3 protein-coding genes are annotated in these 18,618 nt (G+C 71.1%); all 3 read left to right on the top strand.

What is annotated here, in order from left to right; translation table 11 throughout:
• A partial coding sequence (locus D7Y13_RS22170; protein WP_147452478.1) for a non-ribosomal peptide synthetase occupies positions 1-1,071 on the top strand: 1,071 nt, incomplete at its 5' end.
• 19 nt (positions 1,072-1,090) lie between these two features.
• Complete coding sequence (locus D7Y13_RS22165) at positions 1,091-11,716, top strand: non-ribosomal peptide synthetase (protein WP_120630771.1); 10,626 nt, start codon at positions 1,091-1,093, stop codon at positions 11,714-11,716.
• The coding region (locus D7Y13_RS22160; protein WP_120630770.1) for a non-ribosomal peptide synthetase at positions 11,709-18,618 on the top strand (6,910 nt) is incomplete at its 3' end. The genes D7Y13_RS22165 and D7Y13_RS22160, both read left to right, overlap by 8 nt.

Raw genomic sequence — 18,618 nt, 5'->3', positions numbered from 1 at the left:
GTCCTCGCCCAGCTCTCCGAGGCCGGACTGCCCCTGCTGGAAACCGTCATCTCCGCGGGCGAGGCCCTTCCGCCCGCGACGGCCCAGCGCTGGAGCCAGGGACGTACCCTGCTCAACGCCTACGGCCCCACCGAAGTCACCGTCTGCGCTTCCATCTCCGGGCCCGTCGACTCCCAGCGCATCTCCCTCGGACGGCCCTTCCCCAACGTCCAGCTCTACGTCCTCGACTCGCGACTCCAGCCGGTTCCGCCCGGTGCACCGGGCGAGCTGTACGTCGGGGGCGCGGGCCTCGCTCGCGGCTACCTCTCCCGCCCCGCCCTCACCGCCGAGCGCTTCCTCCCCAACCCCTTCGCTGCTTCCGCTGGTGAGCGCCTCTACCGCACCGGGGACCGCGTCCGCTTCCTCGGCAACGGCGAGCTGGAATTCCTCGGCCGCACCGACTCCCAGGTGAAGCTGCGCGGCTTCCGCATCGAGCCCGGCGAAGTCGAGGCCGCGCTCCTGCTCCACCCCGCCGTGCGCGAAACCGTCGTCCTCGTTCGCGAGGACTCCCCGGGCCTCAAGCGCCTCGTCGCCTACGTCGCAGGCGACGACACCCAGGCCCTCGCTTCCGAGGCCCTTCGCGCCTTCCTCAAGGATCGGCTCCCGGAGCACCTGGTCCCCGCCGTCTTCGTCTCCATCGCCACCCTCCCGCTCACCTCCAGCGGCAAGCTCGACCGCGCCGCGCTGCCCCTTCCGGAAGGCGTCCGTCCGGACTCCGGGCCGGAGTTCACGCCACCGCGCAACGAACTGGAACAGTCGCTGGCGGCGATATGGACGGAATTGCTGGGCGTCGAGCGCATCGGCATCCACGACAACTTCTTCGAGCTGGGAGGGCACTCGCTGCTCGCCACCCAGCTCATCTCCCGGGTCCGCGTCTCCTTCGACACGGACGTGGACCTGGGCCGGCTCTTCGAAAAGCCAACCATCGCCTCGCTCGCCGTGCTGTTGATGGAAGCGCAGGCCGCGCAGGTGGACGACGCGGAGCTGGAACAACTGATGGCCGGCCTGGATCTGGACGGCGACGCCACTTGAGTCGACGAGGAAGCAACACATGAGCAAGGCACGCGACCGACTCGCGTCACTGTCCCCCGAGCAGCAGGATGAACTGATGCGGAAGCTGCGCGAGAAGAACGCGCAGACCCGGCAGCAGGCCATCCCTCCACGCCCGAAGGGGGCTGCTTCCGAACCCCTGTCCTTCGCCCAGCAGCGGCTGTGGTTCCTGGACCAGATGGATCCCGGCAGCACGACGTACAACCTGCCGGCCGCGGTGCGGCTGGAGGGCGCGCTCGACGTGGCCGCGCTGGAACGCGGCTTCGCGGAGCTGGCGCGACGCCACGAATCGCTGCGCACGACCTTCGAGCCCGGAGCGGACGGCGCGGGAGTCCAGGTCATCGCCGGAGCCTCCACGCAGGTCCTGGAGCAGGTGGACCTGACCGGGGTCCCCTCCGGACAGCGGGAGCACGAAGCCCGACAGCTCGCCGTCACGGAGCTGCGCAAGCCCTTCGAACTCTCCACCGGCCCCCTGCTGCGCGCCACGCTCGCGAAGCTGGGCGACACCGAGCACCTGCTCGTGCTGTCGATGCATCACAGCGTCTCCGACGGCTGGTCCATGGGCGTCCTCATCCGCGAGCTGACGCTGCTCTACGCGGCCTTCTCCCGGGGCCTGCCCTCCCCGCTTCCCGAACCGGTGCTCCAGTACGCGGACTTCGCCCGCTGGCAGCGCGACTGGCTCAAGGGGGAGGTGCTGGAAACCCAGCTCACGCACTGGAAGGCGCAGCTCGAAGGCGTGCCGCGCATCCTCGAACTGCCCACCGACCGCCCCCGCCCGCCCATCCAGTCCTTCCGGGGCGCGAGTCACCCGGTGCGGCTGCCGCGCGATGTCTCCGAAGCCCTCAAGGCGCTCGGCAAGACCACCGGGGCCACGCCGTTCATGGTGTTGCTCGCGGGCTTCGCGGCGCTGCTCCAGCGGTATTCGGGACAGGACGACTTCTGTATCGGCACGCCCATCGCCGGACGCAACCGCGCCGAGCTGGAGGGCTTGATCGGCTTCTTCGTCAACACCCTGGTCCTGCGCGTGCGTCCGGAGAACGCCACGTCCTTCCAGGAGCTGATCGCGCAGGTGAAGGCCACCACGGTGAAGGCCTACGCCCACCAGGACCTGCCCTTCGAGAAGCTGGCGGACACGCTCCAGACGGAGCGGGACCTGAGCCGGTCCCCGCTCTTCCAGGTGCTGTTCACGCTCCAGAACGCGCCCATGCCGCAGGTGAGCCAGCCGGGCCTCACCCTGCGAGGCGTGGAGGTGGAGACCACCGCGTCGAAGTTCGACCTCAGCCTCTCGTTCACGGACGGACCGGAAGGCTTTACGGGAACCGTGGACTACAGCACCGACCTGTTCGACAGGGCCACCATCGCGAGGATGATGGAGCACCTGAAGTCGCTCCTCGCGGAGCTGGTGGCGAACCCCATGCGGGCCGTCGGAGGGGCCGCGCTGATCTCCAGCGAAGAGCGAAAGCAACTGCTCGTCACCTGGAATGACACCCGCGAGCAATTGCATCACGCGCCCAACGTCCACCGGCTCTTCGAGGAGCAGGTGGAGCGCACGCCTGAAGCACCGGCCGCGACCTTCGGAGATCAGCACCTCACCTACCGGGAGCTGAATGCCCGGGCCAACCGCCTCGCGCACCACCTGCGAGCCCTCGGGGTCCAGGCGGAGACCCGCGTCGGCATCTTCCTGGAGCGGTCGCTCGACGTGCCCATCGCGATGCTCGCCATCCTCAAGGCGGGGGGCGCGTTCGTTCCGATGGAGCCGTCCCATCCCCCCGCGCGGCTCGCCTTCCTCCTGGAGGACGCGGCAATCCCTCTCGTCATCACGCGAGGGGACACCGTGCCGCCCGCGAAGGAAGGGCTGCGTCGCCTGTGTCTCACGGCGGACGCCGAGGCGATCGCCCAGAAGCCAGACACCGCGCCCGACGTCGAAGTGGGTGAGGACCAGCTCGCCTACGTCATCTACACCTCTGGCTCCACCGGCACGCCCAAGGGGGCCCTGCTCCTCCACAAGGGCCTCGCCAACACCGCGCTCGCCGCCGCACGCGCCCAGCACTTCCACGCGAACAGCCGCGTCCTGCAATTCGCCTCCCCGTCATTCGATGCCTCTGTCTGGGAGGTCTTCTCCACACTGCTGGCCGGTGCCTGCCTCGTGCTCGCCTCGCGCGACGAACTGCTACCCGAGCAGCCCCTGCGTCAGCTGCTCGAATCCCAAGCCGTCACCGCCGCCACCCTGACGCCCTCCGTCCTCGCCCAGCTCTCCGAGGCCGGACTGCCGCGTCTCGAAAGCCTCGTCTCCGCGGGGGAAGCCCTTCCTCCCGCCACTGCCCAGCGCTGGAGCCAGGGACGCACCCTGCTCAACGCCTACGGCCCCACCGAAGTCACCGTCTGCGCCTCCATCTCCGGGCCCGTCGACTCCCAGCGCATCTCCCTCGGACGGCCCTTCCCCAACGTCCAGCTCTACGTCCTCGACTCGCGCCTCCAGCCGGTTCCGCTCGGGGCTCTGGGTGAGCTGTACGTCGGTGGCATCGGCCTCGCTCGCGGCTACCTCTCCCGCCCCGCCCTCACCGCAGAGCGCTTCCTCCCCAACCCCTTCGCTTCTTCTCCCGGCGAGCGCCTCTACCGCACCGGGGACCGCGTCCGCTTCCGCTCCGACGGCGAGCTGGAGTTCCTCGGCCGCATGGATGCGCAGGCGAAGCTGCGCGGCATCCGCATCGAGCCCGGTGAGCTTGAGGCCGTGCTCCGCGCCCATCCCTCCGTGGAGCAGGTCGCGGCCCTGGTGCGCGAAGACGTTCCAGGTGAGAAGCGCCTCGTCGCCTACGTCGTCGCGCGTGCCGACCACCCGCTCGACCTGGACGCCCTGCGCTCCTTCCTCAAGGACCGCCTGCCCGAAGTGCTGCAACCGTCCGCCTTCGTTCCCCTCACCGCGCTGCCCGTCACCACCACGGGCAAGCGCGACCTCCGGGCCCTTCCCGCCCCCGAAGGACTGGCCCTGCAAGGGGCGTTCATCCCGCCCGAGGGCACGTTGGAGCTCCGCCTCGCTGGCCTCTGGACGCCCCTGCTGGGCGTGGCCCGCGTCGGTCGTCACGACAGCTTCTTCGACCTGGGGGGCCATTCGCTGCTCGCCACGCAGTTGGTGTCCCGCGTCCGCGAAGCCTTCGGCATCGAACTGCCGTTGCCCGTGCTCTTCGAACACCCGACCCTGGCCGGCCTCGCCGGCAAGCTTTCGGAGCTGCTCCACGAAGCCCCGGCCTCCACGGGCCCGGCCCTCGTCGCGGTTCCTCGCGGGGACGGCCTCCCGCTCTCGTTCGCGCAGCAGCGGCTGTGGTTCATTGATCAGCTTGAACCGGGCAGCGCGCTCTACAACATCCCCGCGGCCGTCCGGCTGGAAGGCGCCCTGGAGGTCTCCGCGCTTGAACAGGCCTTCCGCGAACTCATCCGTCGCCACGAAGCCCTGCGCACGACGTTCCCCACCCGGAACGGACAGCCCGTCCAACACATCGCCGCCCCCGCGCCGCTGTCGCTGCGTCACCTCCAGCTCCCGCCGACAGAGGACACCGCACGCGAGCAGCACCTGCGACAGCTGCTCACGGAAGAATCCCAGCGCCCGTTCGACCTCGCGCACGGACCGCTGCTGCGCACCCTGCTCGTCACGCTCGCCCCCGAGCAGCACGTGCTGCTGCTCACCATGCACCACATCGTCTCCGATGGCTGGTCCATGGGCGTCCTCATCCGCGAGCTGACGTCGCTCTACAGCGCGTTCCGCGACGGCCTGCCCTCACCGCTTCCCGCGCTCCCCATCCAATACGCCGACTATTCCGCCTGGCAGCGCGACGGGCAGCACGGCGAAGTGCTCGAAGCGCAGCGCGCCTATTGGCTGCGGCAGCTCGCGGAGGCGCCCGGGGCGCTGGACCTGCCCACGGATCATCCCCGTTCCGCCACGCCTTCCTCCCAGGGCGCGACGCATCCCGTCCACCTGTCGGGCTCGCTGTCCACGGCCCTGCGGAAGCTGGGCCAGGGTGAAGGCGCGACACCGTTCATGGTGATGCTGGCCGCGTTCCAGGCCCTGCTCGCGCGCCACGCCGGTCAGGACGACGTCTGCATCGGAACGCCCATCGCCGGCCGCCGTCGCGCGGAACTGGAAGGCCTGCTGGGCTGCTTCGTGAACACGCTGGTGCTGAGGGCACGTCCCCAGGCGCACCTCTCGTTCCGGGAGCTGCTCGCCCAGGTCCGGGAGACGACGCTCGGGGCCTACGCGAACCAGGACCTGCCCTTCGAACAGGTCGTGGACGCCGTGCAGCCGCCGCGTCAACTGGGCCGCTCACCCCTGTTCCAGGCGATGTTCGTGCTCCAGAACACGCCCGACGCGGACCTCAACGTGCCCGGCCTGACGCTGCGCTCCCTGCCCCTGGAAGGCCGCCCGTCGACGTTCGAGCTGACGCTCTCCCTCAAGGAGACCGCCGACGGCATCGACGGGTTCATCGAATACCGCAGTGACCTCTTCGAGCCCGCCACCATCGGGCAGCTCGCCACGCACTTCCAGCGACTGCTGGAGGCGGCCGTCGCGAACCCGGACCAGTCCCTCCACGACCTGCCGCTGCTCTCCAACGACGAGCGGCGACAGCTGCTCGCCACCTGGAACGACCCGCGCACGGCCCCGAGCGCGCCGTCCCTGCTCCACCGTCCCTTCGAGGAGCAGGTGCTCCGCACGCCTGACGCGGTGGCCCTGAGCTGGGGGGAGAGGGCGCTGACGTACGCGGTGCTGGAGCAGAAGGCCCATCAGCTCGCGCACCACCTGATGAGCCTCGGCGTCGCCCCGGACGTGCGCGTCGCGCTGTGCATCGAGCCCTCGCCCGAGTGGATCATCGGCCTGCTGGGCATCCTCAAGGCCGGCGGCGTGTATGCGCCGCTGGATCCGCGGCTCCCCGCGCGGCGGCTCGGAAGTCTGCGCCAGCAGCTGTCGCCCCGCGTCCTCTTGACCACCACCGCGCTCAACGACGTCGTGCCCGCGGGTCCCGGCGTGACGCTGTGCCTGGACGCGAGCACCGCCCTGCTCGCGGAAGCACCCACCACCGCGCCGGTCCTCGCGCTCCATCCCGAGCACGCGGCCTACGTCATCTTCACCTCGGGTTCGACGGGTGAACCCAAGGGCGTCGTCGTCGAACACCGCGCGGCCGCCCACACGCTGCGCCAGTCCGTGCGCGACTACGACCTGCGGCCCGGTGACCGGCTGCTGCAATGGGCCGCGCCAGGCTTCGACGTGTCCGTGCAGGAGGTCTTCAGCGCGCTCGGCACCGGCGCCACGCTGGTGCTCGCGCCCCGGCAGTTCATTGGCGAGGAGCTGCACGCCTTCCTGCGGACCCAGGCCGTGACGACGCTCACGCTGACCGCGTCCGCGCTGGCCACCCTGCCGGACGAAGCCCTCCCCGCGCTGCGCTCGCTCGTCGTGGGCGGAGAGTCCTGCCCCACCGAGCTGATGGAGCGCTGGGCCCGCGACGGCCGCCGCTTCGTCAACCAGTACGGCCCCACCGAGGCCACCATCGCCGCCACCAGCGCCACGTGCGTGCCGGGCTCCGGCGCGCCGCCGCTGGGCCGGCCCTTCCCGGGCACCACCGTCTACGTGCTCGACGCGAAGCTGGACCCCGTGCCGCGCGGCGTGCGCGGAGAGCTGTTCATCGGCGGAGAGGGGCTCGCGCGGGGCTACCTGGGCCACCCTGAATCCACCGCGGGACGCTTCCTCCCCCATCCCTTCGCCTCCACCCCGGGCGCCCGCCTCTACCGCACCGGCGACCTCGTGCGCCTGCGCACGGACGGCCAGCTCGAGTTCCACGGCCGGACCGATGCGCAGGTGAAGCTGCGCGGCGTTCGCATCGAACCCGGAGAGATTGAGTCCGCCCTCACGGCCCACGCCTCCGTGGCCCAGGCGGCCGTCGTGGTGCGCGAGCTTCGTCCCGGCGACAAGCGGCTCGTCGCCTACGTCGTCGCGCATCCCGACCACCCGCTCGACCTGGACGCCCTGCGCGCCTTCCTCAAGGACCGCCTGCCGGAGGCCCTGCAACCGTCCGCCTTCGTCCCCCTCACCGCGCTGCCCGTCACGCCTTCCGGCAAGCGCGACCTCCAGGCCCTGCCCGCCCCGGACGGGCTCGCCCTGCAAGGCACGTTCGTCCCGCCCGAAGGCCCGGAGGAGCACCGCCTCGCGGAGCTCTGGGGTTCGCTGCTGGGCGTTACCCGCGTCGGCCGCCACGACAGCTTCTTCGATTTGGGAGGCCACTCCCTGCTGGCCACCCAGCTGGTGTCCCGCGTCCGCGAGGCCTTCGGCGTGGACCTGCCGCTGCGCGCCCTCTTCGAGCATCCCACCCTCGCCGGCTTCGCGGCCCACCTCGCGAAGGGCACGGGCGCGACAGGCCTCGCGAAGGCGCCGCCCATCCTCCCCGTGTCCCGGGATGCGAAGCTGCCGCTGTCGTTCGCGCAGCAGCGCCTGTGGTTCATCGATCAGCTCGACCCCGGCACCAGCGCGTTCAACATCCCCACGGCGGTCCGCCTCCAGGGCGAGCTCAAGGTTCCCGCCCTGGAGCGCGCCCTCCAGGAGCTGTTCCACCGTCACGAGGCCCTGCGCACCACCTTCTTGTCGGAGGAAGGCCGGCCATTCCAGGTCATCCAGCCCCCCCGTGAGAGCCTCCTCGCGCGGATGGACCTCCAGTCCACGCCGGAGTCCGAGCGGGACGCGAGCACCCAGCGACTCCTCCAGCAGGAGGGCCAGCGCCCGTTCGACCTCGCGAAGGGACCGCTGCTGCGCTCGGTCCTCGTCACGCTCGCGCCCGAGCACCACGTCCTGCTGCTCACCATGCACCACATCGTCTCCGACGGTTGGTCCATGGGCGTCCTCATCCGCGAGCTCATCGCCCTCTACGCCGCGTTCCGCGACGGCCTGCCCTCCCCGCTCCCCGCGCTGTCGCTCCAGTACGCCGACTACGCGGCGTGGCAGCACGACTGGCTTCGCGGCGAAGTGCTGGAAGCGCAGCTGTCCTGGTGGAAGGAGGCCCTGTCCGGCGCGCCGCAGACGCTGGAGCTTCCCGGCGATGCCCCGCGCCCGCTGACGCCCACCGGGCGCGGCGCCCAGTACGAGGCGGCGATGCCCCCGGCCCTGTCACGGGCGCTCGACGCGCTCGGACGCCAGGAGGGTGCGACGCCGTTCATGGTGCTGCTGGCGGCCTTCAACACGCTGATGGCCCGCTACTCGGGACAGCGCGACCTGCTCATCGGCACCGACGTCGCCAACCGCTCCCTCGCGGAGACCGAAGGGATGCTCGGGTTCTTCATCAACCAGCTCGTCCTGCGCGCCCGCGTGGACGGCGACCCGACGGTGCGCGAGCTCATCGCCCGCACCCGCGAGTCCTCGCTGTCGGCCTACGCGCACCAGGACGTGCCTTTCGAGGAGCTGGTCCGCGTCCTCAACCCGGCGCGCAACGACGGCCGCGCCCCGCTGTTCCAGGTGAAGTTCACGCTCCAGCACGCGCCCACCCGCGCCATGACGCTGCCCGGCCTGAAGCTGGAGCCGGTGACGCTGGAGACCCACGCGGCCAAGCTGGACCTGCTCGTCGTCGTGGGCCACGGCGAGGACGGCCTGCGCGGCACCTGGGAGTACAACACCGACCTGTTCACCCACGACACCGTGGCGCGCATGGCGGGCCACTTCCAGACGCTGCTGGAAGGCTTCGCCGCCACGCCGGAGGCCCGGGTCTCCGCGCTGACGCTCCTGTCGGACGCCGAGCGCCACCAGGTGGTGACGGCGTGGGGCGGCCCCCGGCTGGACTTCCGCGCGGACGACTGCTTCGCGCAGCGCTTCGAGGCGCAGGTGGAGCGCACCCCCGACGCGGTGGCCGTCACCTACGAGGATGAGCAGCTCACCTACCGCGAGCTGAACCTGCGCGCGAACCAGCTCGCCTGGCGCCTGCGGGGCATGGGCGTGCGCCCCGACGGACGCGCCGCCCTGTTCCTCCACCGCTCGCTGGAGCTGGTGGTGGGCATGCTGGGCATCCTCAAGGCGGGCGGTGCCTACGTGCCGCTGGATCCAGAGACGCCCACCGAACGGCTCTCCGCCATCCTGGAGGAGGCGGAGGTCGCCGTCATCCTCAGCCAGGACGCCCTGTCCGAAGCGCTCCCGGAGACGGGCGCGCGCGTGCTGTACCTGGACTCGGAATGGGACGGCATCGTGCGACGTGGGCGCCCGGAGAATCCGCCGCCCGTGGCGACGCCCGGCAACCTCGCCTATGTCATCTACACCTCCGGCTCCACCGGACGTCCCAAGGGAGTGGCCGTGGAGCACCGGCAGCTCAGCGCCTACACGGCGGGCGTGCTGGAGCGGATGCCCGCGCTGCCCGGCGCCAGCTTCGCCACCGTGTCCACCATCGCCGCGGACCTGGGCAACACCATGGTGTTCCCCGCGCTGGGCACCGGCGGCAACCTGCACGTCCTGTCCCGCGACCGGGTGACGAGCCCGGAGGACTTCGCCGCCTACTTCGAGCGCCACGGCATCGACTGCCTGAAGATCGTCCCCTCGCACCTGGCGGCCCTGATGTCGGCCGCGAAGCCGGAGCAGGTGCTGCCGCGCCGGTTGCTCGTGCTGGGAGGCGAGGCCTCCAGCCGCGAATGGATTGAACGCATCCAGCGGCTGCGCCCGGGCTGCGAAATCCTCAACCACTACGGCCCCACGGAGACGACGGTGGGCTCGCTCACGTGGCCCGTGCCCGTCACGGGTCTGCCGAACCGGCCCAACATCCCCACGGGCTTCCCGCTGCCCGGAGAACAGGTGCTGGTGCTGGACGCACACCTGCAACCGGTGCCGGTGGGCATCGCCGGAGAGCTGTGCATCGGCGGTGTCGGCGTGGCGCGCGGCTACCTGGGCCGCCCGGACCTGTCCGCGGAGCGCTTCATCCCCAATCCCCATGCACCGGAGCCCGGAGGCCGCCTGTACCGCACGGGCGACCTGGCGCGCCGGCTGAAGGACGGGGCGGTGGAGTTCCTGGGCCGCATCGACGACCAGGTGAAGATCCGTGGCTTCCGCGTGGAGACCGGCGAGGTGGAGGCCGTCCTGCGACAACACCCGGACGTGCGCGAAGCCGTCGTGCTGGCCCGCGAGGTCGCGCCCGGAGACCGCCGGCTCGCGGCCTGGGTCGTGCCCACGCCCCAGCGCGCCGCCACCGTGCAGGGCCACAAGCGCTACGTGCTGCCCAACAAGCTGGCCGTCGCGCAGCTCAACCGCAACGAGACGGACTACATCTACAAGGAGGTCTTCGAACTCCAGGCGTACCTGCGCCACGGCGTGACGCTGAACGACGGCGACTGCATCTTCGACGTGGGCTCCAACATCGGCCTGTTCTCCGTCTTCGCAAACCAGGTCTGCCACGCCCCGCGCATCTTCGCCTTCGAGCCCAACCCCACGGTGCACGCCATCCTCAGCGTCAACCTGGCCCTCCACGCCCACCACCCCACCGTCTTCGACTGCGGCGTCGCCGCCGAGGAAGGCACCGCCGAGTTCACGTTCTTCCCCGGCTTCTCACTCCTGTCTGGCTTCCATGCGGACGCGGAGACGGAGAAGTCGGTGGTGAAGGCCTACATGCTCAACCAGGAGAACGCGTCGCCTGAACAGCTCGCGGGCCTGGCCGAGTCCGCGGACGACCTGTTGGAGGAGCGCTTCGAGGCGCGCACCTTCACCGCGCGGCTGCGCACGCTGTCGGACATCATCGACGAGCACGCGGTGGAGACCATCGACCTCTTGAAGGTCAACGTGGAGAAGAGCGAGCTGCAGGTGCTCCAGGGGCTTCGCGAGGAGCACTGGGGGCGCATCCGCCAGATGGTGGTGGAGATCGACGTGAAGGAGAACGTCGAGCCCATCACGGAGCTGGTGCGACAGCATGGCTTCGACCTGGTGGTGGACCAGGACGTGCTGCTGTCGGGCACGCAGCTCTGCTACCTGTACGCCATCCGCCCGTCGGACAAGGGCCGCCTGGTGCCACAGACGTCACCGGACGCGCACCTGCGAAAGCTGTCCCCCCGGACGGCCCCGCCCTTCCTCACCCAGGCGGACGTCACCCGCTGGCTTGGGGACAAGCTGCCGCCGTACATGGTGCCCTCCGTGGTGATGATGCTGGAGGCGATGCCCCTCACCGCCAACGGCAAGGTGGACCGGCAAGCGCTGCCGACACCGGTGGGCACGTCCGACGAGCGCCCCTACGTGGCGCCGCGCAACCAGACCGAGGAGAAGCTGGCGCGAATCTGCGCGGAGCTGCTCAACCTCCCGCGCATGGGCATCCACGACGACTTCTTCGAGCTGGGCGGACACTCGCTGCTCGGCACCCAGGTCGTCTCGCGCATCCGCGCCGCCTTCGGGGCGGAGCTGCGGCTGCGAGACCTGTTCGACACGCCCACCGTGGCGGGGCTGGCGCAGCGCATCGTGGACCTGCGCGCGGGCCAGGTGGAAGAAGGGCGGCTGGAAGACCTGCTCGCGGAGCTCGAGGGGATGTCCCCCGACGAGGTCCAGGCCCTGCTCGCGGCGGAGGAGTCCCCCGAGGACAGCGCCGAGCAAGCCCCCAACGACGACGCGGCCGTGCGCCGGAAGGTGTCCCATGAGTAACGACCTGCAGAAGCGGCTCGCGGCCCTGCCGCCGGAGAAGCGGGAGCTGCTCCTGCGCAAGCTGGGCAAGGCCGCGCCCCGCGAAACGCTGACGCCCCGCCCCCGGACGGGAAACCGCTTCCCGCTGTCCTTCACCCAGCAGCGCCTGTGGTTCCTGGACCAGCTGGAGCCGGGCAGCACCGTCTACAACATCCCCATGGCCCTGCGGGTGGAGGGCGCGCTGGACGCCTCCGTCCTGGAGCGGGCGCTGGAAGAGGTGGTGCGGCGGCACGAAGCGCTGCGCACGGTGTTCCTCAACGAGGAAGGTCAGGCCGTCCAGGAGGTGCTGCCCGCGCCCAGGCTGCCGCTCGCGACCGTGGACCTGCGAAGCCGTCCCGCCGCCGAGCGCGAGAGCGAAGCCCAGCGCCTGGTGGACACGGAGACGCTGCGCCCCTTCGACCTCGCGAAGGGGCCGCTGCTGCGCACGCTCCTGCTCCAGCTGGGGAACACGGACCACCTGCTGCTGCTGACGGTGCACCACATCGTGTCGGATGGCGGGTCCATGGACGTGCTCCTGCGTGAGCTCATCGTCCTCTACCTGTCCTTCGCCGCGGGCCGGCCGTCGCCGCTGCCCGAGCCGCCGCTCCAGTACGCCGACTATGCGCTCTGGCAGCGCGAGCACCTGCAGGGCGAGGTGCTCGACAAGCAGCTCGCGTATTGGAAGACACAACTGGGTGACGCCTCCCGCCTGCTGGAGCTGCCCACGGATCGCCCGCGACCGCCGGTGCGTTCCACCCGGGGCGCCAACCAGCCCGTGCGGTTGGGCCGCGCGGCCTCCGATGCATTGATGGCGCTCTGCGCGAAGGAGAACGTCACGCCCTTCATGGCGCTGCTGGCGGCCTTCCAGCTGCTGCTGCACCGCTATTCGGGACAGCCGGACATCAGCGTGGGCACCCCCATCGCCGGAAGGGACCGCGCCGAACTGGAGGAGCTGTTCGGCTTCTTCGCCAACACCCTGGTGCTGCGCACCCGGCTGTCGGAGCGCATGACGGGGCGTCAGCTGCTCGCCCACGTGCGCGAGGTCGCGCTGGGCGCCTTCGGCCACGCGGAGGTGCCGTTCGAGAAGCTGGTGGAGGTGCTCCAGCCGGTGCGCAGCCTCAGCCACACGCCGCTGTTCCAGGTGATGTTCACCCTCCAGCGCGAGGCGAAGACGGCCCCGTCCCTGCCGGGGCTGACGTTCCGGCTGATCCAGGCAGACGGCCAGCTGGCGAAGTTCGACCTGAACCTCACGCTGGCGGAGCTGCCGGGCGGGTTCGCCGGGGCGCTCGAATACAACACGGACCTCTTCGATGCCGCGACGGCGGCCCGGATCGCGGAACACCTGCGCGTGCTGGTGGAGGGCCTCACGGCCCACCCCGACCGGCCCGTCGCTGAGCTTCCCCTCCTCACGCCCGCCGAGCGGCACCAGCTGCTCGTCACCTGGAACGACACGCACGCCGACACCCCGCGCGACACGTGCCTGCACACGCTCGTCGAGGCGCAGGTCGCTCGCACGCCGGACGCGGTGGCGGTGGAGTTCGGCGGACAGCACCTCACCTACCGGGAGCTGGACCTGCGCGCGAACCGGCTCGCGCACGTGCTGCGCTCTCGCGGCGTGGGTCCGGAGACCCGGGTGGCGCTCTGCGTGGAGCGCTCCCTGGAGCTGGCGGTGGGGCTGCTCGGCATCCTCAAGGCCGGCGGCGCCTACGTGCCGCTCTCTCCGGACTACCCCGCGGCGCGGCTGGCCTTCATGTGGGAGGACGCCGCGCCGCATGTTTTGCTCACCCAGCGGCACCTGCTGGAGCGCCTGCCCGTGCGGGATGCGCGCGTGGTGTGCCTGGACTCCGAAGAGGCCTTTGGCACCGAAGCCCGGTCGGACGCTCCGGACAGCGGGGTCCGCGCCCAGAACGCCGCCTATGTCCTCTACACCTCCGGCTCCACGGGGCAGCCCAAGGGCGTCGTCATCACCCACCGCGCGCTCGCCAACCACATGGCGTGGCTGCTGTCGGAGTTCCACCTGGGGCCCGACGACCGGGTGCTCCTGAAGACGCCGCTGAGCTTCGACGCCTCCGTGTGGGAGTGCTGGGCGCCCCTGCTGTCCGGCGGACGGCTGCTCATCGCGCCACCGGAAGCGCACCGCGATGGCGCCCTGCTGCTGGAGACCGTCGTGCAGGGGCAGGTCACGGTGCTCCAGCTCGTCCCGTCGCTGCTGCGGGCGCTGCTGGAGGAGCCGGGGCTGGCGCAGGCCACCCGACTGCGCCTGCTCTTCTGCGGCGGTGAAGCGCTGGCCTCGGAGCTGGAGCCCCTGCTGCGGGCGCGGCTGCCCCGCGTCACCCTGGTCAACCTGTACGGCCCCACCGAGGCCACCATCGACGCGACCTGGGCCCGCTGTCCCACGCCCAGCACGGGCAGGACGGTGCCGCTGGGGCGGCCCATCGCCAACACCCGCGTCTACCTGCTGGACCCCCACCTGCAACCCGTGCCCGTCGGCGTGCATGGGGAGCTGTATCTGGGCGGTGAGGGCCTGGCGCGCGGCTACCACGCACGTCCCGCGCTCAGCGCTGAGCGCTTCCTGCCAGACCCCTTCGGCACCACGCCCGGCGCGCGGCTGTACCGCACGGGCGACGTGGCCCGCTACCTGCCGGATGGCAACCTGGAGTTCATCGGCCGCAAGGACGCGCAGGTGAAGGTGCGCGGCTTCCGCATCGAAACGGGCGAGGTGGAGGCCACCTTGCGCGAGCACGCCTCGGTGGCGCAGGCCGTGGTGCTGGTCCGCGAGGACGCGCCGGGCGTGCGTCGGCTCGTGGCCTACGTCACGGGCACGGCGCCGGACGCGGACACCCTGCGAGGCTTCCTGGCCTCGCGCCTGCCGGAGCACCTGGTGCCCGCAGCCTTCGTGTCCCTGACGGAGCTGCCCCTCTCCCCCAACGGCAAGGTGGACCGCAAGGCCCTGCCCGCACCGGAGCAACCGGGGGCCCTCTCCGAGCGGGCCTTCGTCGCACCGCGCGACGAGGTGGAGCAGGCGCTCGCGGACATCTGGGCCCGGCTGCTGGGGCGCGAGCGCGTGGGCATCCACGACAACTTCTTCGAGCTGGGCGGCGACAGCATCATCAGCCTCCAGGTCGTCGCGCGGGCGCGGCAGGTGGGGCTCCACCTCACGCCCCGCCAGCTCTTCCAACGCCAGACGCTCGCGGAATTGGCGCCCACCGTGACGGCCGCGCGAGGCGCCACCAGCGAGCAGGGCCCCGTCACCGGCCCTGTCCCACTCACGCCCATCCAGCGGGCCTTCTTCGAGCGGGACCTGCCGGAGCCGCACCACTACAACCAGGCCGTGCTGCTGGAGCTGCGCGAGCCGGTGGATGCCGCGCTGCTGGAGCAGGCCGTGCGCAAGCTGGTGGAACACCACGACGCGCTGAGGCTGCGCTTCGTGCGCGCGGGCACCGGCTGGGAGCAGCGCAACGCGGGCCTGGACGCGACCGGGTCCCTGCATCGGGTGGACCTGTCCGCCGTGCCGGAGTCCGAACAGGCCGCCGCGTTGGAGCAGGCCGCCGCGAAGCTCCAGGCCGCGTTCCGTCTGTCCGAGGGTCCGCTCCTGCGGGCCGCGCTCTTCGACCCGGGCCACGCAAGGCCCCGGAGCCTGCTGGTCATCATCCACCACCTCGCGGTGGACGGCGTCTCCTGGCGCATGCTGCTGGAGGACGTGAGCACCGCGTACGAACAGCTCCGCCGGGGTGAGCCGGTGGTGCTGCCGCTCAAGACGACGTCCTTCAAGGCGTGGGCGGAGCGGCTGGAAGCGCACGCGAAGTCCGACGCGCTGGAGGCCGAACGGGCCTTCTGGCTCTCCGACGCCCGGCGCGAGCCGCGACCGTTGCCGGTGGACCACGCGGGAGAGAACACCCTCGCCTCGGCGCGTGACGTCTCCGTCTCACTGGACGCGGAGGAGACGCGGGTGTTGCTGCGCGAGGTGCCGGCGGCCTGGCGCGCGCGCATCGACGACGTGCTGCTGACGGCGTTGGCCCGGGCCCTGTCCGCCTGGACGGGCGAACACCGGCACCTGGTGGACCTGGAAGGCCACGGCCGGGAAGAGCTGTTCGACGACGTGGACGTGTCGCGCACCGTGGGTTGGTTCACCGCGATGGTGCCGGTGCTGCTGGAGGCGCCCACGGCCGATGTCGGGGGCGCGCTGCTCGCGGTACGGGACGGGTTGAGACAGGTGCCGAACCGGGGACTGGGCCACGGCCTGTTGCTGGCGATGGGCCGCGACGACACGTCCCGTGCGCTGCGAGCCCTGCCGCGAGCCCAGGTGCTCTTCAACTACCTGGGCCAGCTCGACGTCGCCGCCGCCAGCTCGCCCCTCTTCGCGAAGGCGCGCACGCCCGACGGTGGGATGATCAGCCCCCGGGGCCATCGCAGCCACCTGCTGGAGGTGAACGGGCTGGTCATCGAAGGCCGGCTGCGACTCGGGTGGACCTACAGCGAGAACGTCCATGACCGTGCCACCGTCGAGGCTTTGGCGGCGCACTTCGTGTCCGCGCTGCGCGCCCTCATCGCCGAGCGCGGCTCATCCCAGGCCCTGCGCTACACGCCGGCGGACTTCCCGCTGGCCCGCCTGGAGTCGGCGACACTGGACGCGCTGCTTCCCGCAGGCCAGGCCATCGAGGACGTCTATCCGCTCTCGCCCATGCAGCAGGGCATGCTCTTCCACACCATCGTGGGCGCGGCGACGGGCGAGTACTTCCAGCAGATCGCCTGGACGTTCCACGCGCCCATGGACCTGCCGGCCTTCCGTCGCGCCTGGGAGGCGGTGCTGGACCGGCACGCCATCCTGAGGACGGGGTTCCACTGGCAGGAATTGCCCCAGCCCCTCCAGGTGGTGCACGCACGCGTGGACCTGCCGTGGACCGAGAACGACCTGCGCGGCCTGTCCGCCACCGAGCAGCAGGAGCGGATGGACGCGTTCCTGCGCGAGGACCACGCGAGGGGCTTCGACCTGGCGCGGCCGCCGCTGCTGCGCGTCACGGTGATGCGCCTGGATGAGCACGTGTATCGCTTCGTCTGGAGCCTGCACCACCTCCTGCTCGACGGATGGAGCGTGGGCCTGCTGCTCCAGGATCTGTTCGGAACCTACGAAGCGCTGCGAAGCGGCCGGGAAGCGCGGCTGGAGCGGGCGCCCTCGTTCCGGGACTTCATCGCGTGGCTGGGCCAGCAGGACGAAGCCGCCTCCGAGGCGTGGTGGCGCCGGACGCTCGCGGGCTTCCAGGCCCCCACACCGCTTCCAGGTCGGGCACCGGACCGGAGTCGGAAGGAGGCTCCGGAGATGGTCGAGCATGTGCTCGCGGTCTCCGAGCCCACCACGAAAGCGCTGACCGGCTTCACGCGCCAGCACCACCTGACGATGAACACGCTGATCCAGGCCGCGTGGGCGCTGGTGCTCGGAAGACATGCGGGAGAGGAGGACGTCGTCTTCGGCGCCACGGTCGCCGGACGGCCCGCGGAGCTGCCCCACGTCGAGTCGGTGATGGGGCTGTTCATCAACTCGCTACCGGTGCGCGTCCGCCTGCCTCCGGACGCCGCCATCCTCCCCTGGCTCCAGGGGCTTCAGGCCCAGCTCGCGGAGTCGCGCCAACACGAGCACTGCGCGCTGCTGCGGATCCAGGGCTGGAGCGAACTGCCACGCGGCACCCCGTTGTTCGAAAGCCTCGTCGTGTTCGAGAACTTCCCCGTGGACGCGTCCGTCCGCGACCGGGTGGGACGCCAGGATCTGCGCGACGTGCGGATGATGGAGCGCAAGACGTTCCCGCTGAACCTCGTGGTCCTGCCGGGCTCGGAGCTGATGCTGAAGCTCACCGTGGACAGCTCCAGGCTGGATGCGGACACCGCGCGGCGCCTCTTGCAGCACATGCGCGCGGCGCTGGAGGGCTGGGTTGGCTCCGCGAAGCGACTCGATGAAGTGTCGTTGCTCGCGGAGGAGGAGCGTCAACAGACACTCATCGCGTGGAACGACACGCGGCAGGTGCTCTCCGACGAGTCGCTCGTCCACCACCTCTTCCAGGCCCAGGCCGAGCGCACCCCGTTGGCGCACGCCGCGGCCTTCGGCGGCCAGCACCTCACCTACCGGGAGCTGGACGCTCGCGCCAACCGCCTCGCCCACCACCTGCGCTCCTTCGGCGTCGGGCCCGAGACCCGCGTCGGACTTTTCCTGGAGCGCTCCCTCGACGTTCCCGTCGCACTCCTCGCCATCCTCAAGGCCGGCGGCGCCTTCGTTCCCCTCGACCCCGCCTACCCCGCCTCACGCACCGCCTTCATCCTCGAGGATGCAGGCGTTCCCCTCGTCCTCACCCAGGACTCCCTCGCGGATGAGCTGCCCTCCGGCATCCAGCTGCTCTGCCTCGACTCCGACGCTGACGCGATTGCTCGCAGGCCCGATTCTCCTCCCGACGTCCGCGTCTTCGACGACAGCCTCGCCTACGTCATCTACACCTCTGGCTCCACCGGCACGCCCAAGGGGGCCCTGCTCCTCCACAAGGGCCTCGCCAACACCGCGCTCGCAGCGGTGAAGGCCCACCGCTTCCACGCGAACAGCCGCGTCCTGCAGTTCGCCTCCCCCGCCTTCGACGCCTCAGTCTGCGAAGTCTTCTCCACGCTGCTCTCAGGCGCCTGCCTCGTGCTCGCCGCGCGCGACGCCTTGCTGCCCGAGCTGCCCCTGCGGCAGCTGCTCGAATCCCAGGCCGTCACCGCCGCCACCCTGACGCCCTCCGTCCTCGCCCAGCTCTCCGAGGCCGGACTGCCCCTGCTGGAAACCGTCATCTCCGCGGGCGAGGCCCTTCCGCCCGCGACGGCCCAGCGCTGGAGCCAGGGACGTACCCTGCTCAACGCCTACGGCC

It is taken from the genome of Corallococcus praedator (genome assembly GCF_003612125.1).
GTDB classification, from domain to species: domain Bacteria; phylum Myxococcota; class Myxococcia; order Myxococcales; family Myxococcaceae; genus Corallococcus; species Corallococcus praedator.
The sequence above is the reverse complement of the archived record's forward strand: the minus strand, read 5'-3'. Positions and strand labels throughout refer to the sequence as shown.